General features: G+C 38.3%; 4 protein-coding genes. 2 read left to right on the top strand and 2 right to left on the bottom strand.

Annotation, left to right across the window (positions count from 1 at the left end; genetic code table 11):
- Positions 1–280: 280 nt before the first annotated feature.
- Positions 281–430 (bottom strand): hypothetical protein, encoded by a 150-nt coding sequence (locus tag QZX97_RS10950; protein ID WP_295650657.1) that lies wholly within the window; start codon positions 428–430, stop codon positions 281–283.
- Between QZX97_RS10950 and QZX97_RS10955 the strand changes: the two genes are divergently transcribed.
- Positions 420–1,649 carry a hypothetical protein gene (locus tag QZX97_RS10955; protein ID WP_295650659.1) on the top strand — a complete coding sequence of 410 codons (1,230 nt, stop codon included), beginning with the start codon at positions 420–422 and terminating at the stop codon, positions 1,647–1,649. The genes QZX97_RS10950 and QZX97_RS10955 overlap by 11 nt on opposite strands.
- Before the next feature lie 41 nt (positions 1,650–1,690).
- On the top strand, positions 1,691–2,287 hold the full coding sequence (locus QZX97_RS10960) for a hypothetical protein (protein ID WP_295650662.1): 597 nt from the start codon (positions 1,691–1,693) through the stop codon (positions 2,285–2,287).
- 126 nt (positions 2,288–2,413) lie between these two features.
- On the opposite strand, the gene QZX97_RS10965 is transcribed toward QZX97_RS10960, so the two are convergent.
- Positions 2,414–2,572, bottom strand: a complete 159-nt coding sequence (locus QZX97_RS10965; protein WP_295650665.1) for a hypothetical protein — start codon at positions 2,570–2,572, stop codon at positions 2,414–2,416.
- Positions 2,573–2,679: the final 107 nt, after the last annotated feature.

The raw sequence follows: 2,679 nt of genomic DNA on the forward strand, positions 1-2,679 counted from the left end.
ATTTACCCAATAGGTTTGGGCATCGGTTTTTGCCACAAACAACAGAAAATAAAAAAACACCAGTAAGGTTTGTTTCATAAATAAAGATGGTATGTTAAAAAGCTATCAATATCGCCAAACGCAAATTTAAACTTTTTCAATAATACATGTTAAAAGTATGCATAATTAGGTGAATTAGTTTGTAAACCTATTTCGTATTCTAGTTGATGATTCGATAAAGTATCTAATATAGGTTTTTCGATAGTTTTGAAATTATATTTATAAACCTTATGAAAAGCTATTACCTGATTACTTTATCGGCTCTTTTAATTTTGAGCACATCAATATCGTGCCGAAAGAGCTCGAACACGCCTATTTCGAACACGCCTATTACACCTATATTGAATTTAACAATAGCACCTACAGTGAATACAACAACAGTGTCAGGCATTACCGATATTCAAGCAGTTGGTGGCGGATTTGTCTCGAGCGATGGAGGAGGTGCAATAACTGCTGAAGGGATTGTTTGGAGCACGTTACCAAATCCAACAATCACCCTTTCAACTAAAACGGCTAATGGTAATTCAACAGGGCCTTTTTCAAGCAACATAACGGGCCTTTCTCCCGGCACTACTTATTTTGTTGTAGCCTATGCAACTAATAGTGTAGGAACAGGATATGGTCCGGTTATTAGTTTCACAACACTACCAAACGCATCATCTTGGTATGTTACTACATTTGCTGGAAGTGTATACCGTGGCGCAACTGATGGACAAGGTATAGCAGCAACTTTTAACAATCCTAACAGTATAACTGTAGATGCTGCCGGGAATGTTTATGTTGCCCAATCTAATATTATTCGAAAAATTACGCCATCCGGTTTAGTTTCAACATTAGCCGGAAATTTTCTACAAGGAGCGACAAATGGCATTGGAACTGTAGCTTCTTTTAATTCTCCTAGTGGTATAGCTGTTGATCCGGCTGGTTACGTATATGTAGCCGATAGTGGTAATCAACTGATCCGAAAAATCACACCATCTGGTCTTGTTACAACATTCGCTGGCAGTGGTACAGTGGGTATATTAGACGGCACCGGAGTAGCAGCCTCTTTTACTTATCCAAGTTACATAGCACTGGATGCATCTGGGAATTTATATGTGGCCGATAGCGGAAATAAATTGATCCGAAAAATCAGCCCGAATGGAGTGGTTACAACCATAGGCAACCTAGGTTTCCCGCCAGGGGCTATAACGCTGGATACACAGGGGAATATCTATGCTGTGGACGTCACTTTTAACAATTGCTTTATTTACAAAATCAGTCCCTCAGGAGTTGTTACAAGCTATGCTGGACAAAAAGGAAAAATGGGCTATACCGATGCTGCTGCTGCGTTTTCATTATTTAGTCAAATTGCGGGTTTAGCTATGGGTTCATCCGGAAATTTATATGTTTTAGAGGGTTTCTGGAATAATCATGGCAACAATAGAATTCGTCAAATTAATTCTTCTGGGGATGTTACAACATTTGCCGGTACTGGAGTTCTTGGTGCAGCAAATGGACTCGCTAATACTGCATCTTTTTCTGGTCCCGGTGGCATAGCACTGGATGCATCTGGGAATTTATATGTGGCCGATAGCGGAAATAATTTGATCCGAAAAATAAGCCATTAAAAACAGCCGATTTTGAACTTCATAATTATTAAAATAGCACTATGATTTACGCGGCAAAATTAGTTTGGAATGATCTTTTATGGAAGCAAGTGGCCGGTGTTGCACGTTTGAGTTCGGGTATGCCCGGATTAAAGAACAATAAACACTATACGTACGGGTATGAAGAATGGCTTAACAATGACGAAATGGTTAGAAAAAAAATCGGGTATTTAGATTGCTATCGAGATACGAAATTTGAAGGAGTGGCGGATAAGGTCGTACTATTTACACTCGATCCAAATTCCATCATTTATCACATTGGGAATATTTACACAGTAAGACAGCTTTCCGAAGAAGAGATTCCAGTAATTAAAAAAGCGTTGGACCAGTCAGCTTGGCTTTCAAAAGTCAAAAAGGATTTTCAAGTAATTGGCGATACCAGTTCAGCTAATGTTGGCCAGTCTTACTGCACTCATTACAACAGCTTGCATATTGTAGGGAAGCCAGAGACAAAGCCCTTCATATTGAATATCGCATACGGTGAAATAGAACTTTATGAAAAGAGAAATTGGAAAAACCTGACACAGACGATTCCAGATGTCAATAATAAATGGCGAAGATTAAGTAAACGATTTGATGCATCAATGCTTAAATCTTAAAATTGTAAAAATTTAGCAGAAAGTAGCCCTTTAGGTTGCTAATAATTGGGGAATTAACACTTCAAAGCGTAACAACAAAAGTAAAAGGCCCGGTTCTCCATCATAGAGAACCAGGCCTTTTCCCATTCAGACTTTGATGATGAGGTTAAAACAGAAATACGGCACCCATTTATTCAATACCTTATATAGTATGCGGTACTCAGCGTGTTGCGATACCGCTTCTACATAAACCAGGGTATTTTCCTTGAGTACGCCTAAAAAGCAACAATTCAAAGTTCTATTCAATATTTCCGTTAAAAATGCGATTGCTTATCTTTTTAGTATGAAATACGCCTAGCTAAAAAGCAGGAAATACATTGATTTCCTATCCTCTTACAGAAAGAGTTTTAAAC

Origin of the sequence: uncultured Mucilaginibacter sp. (assembly GCF_903893715.1) — a bacterium.
In the GTDB taxonomy this organism is placed as follows: domain Bacteria; phylum Bacteroidota; class Bacteroidia; order Sphingobacteriales; family Sphingobacteriaceae; genus Mucilaginibacter.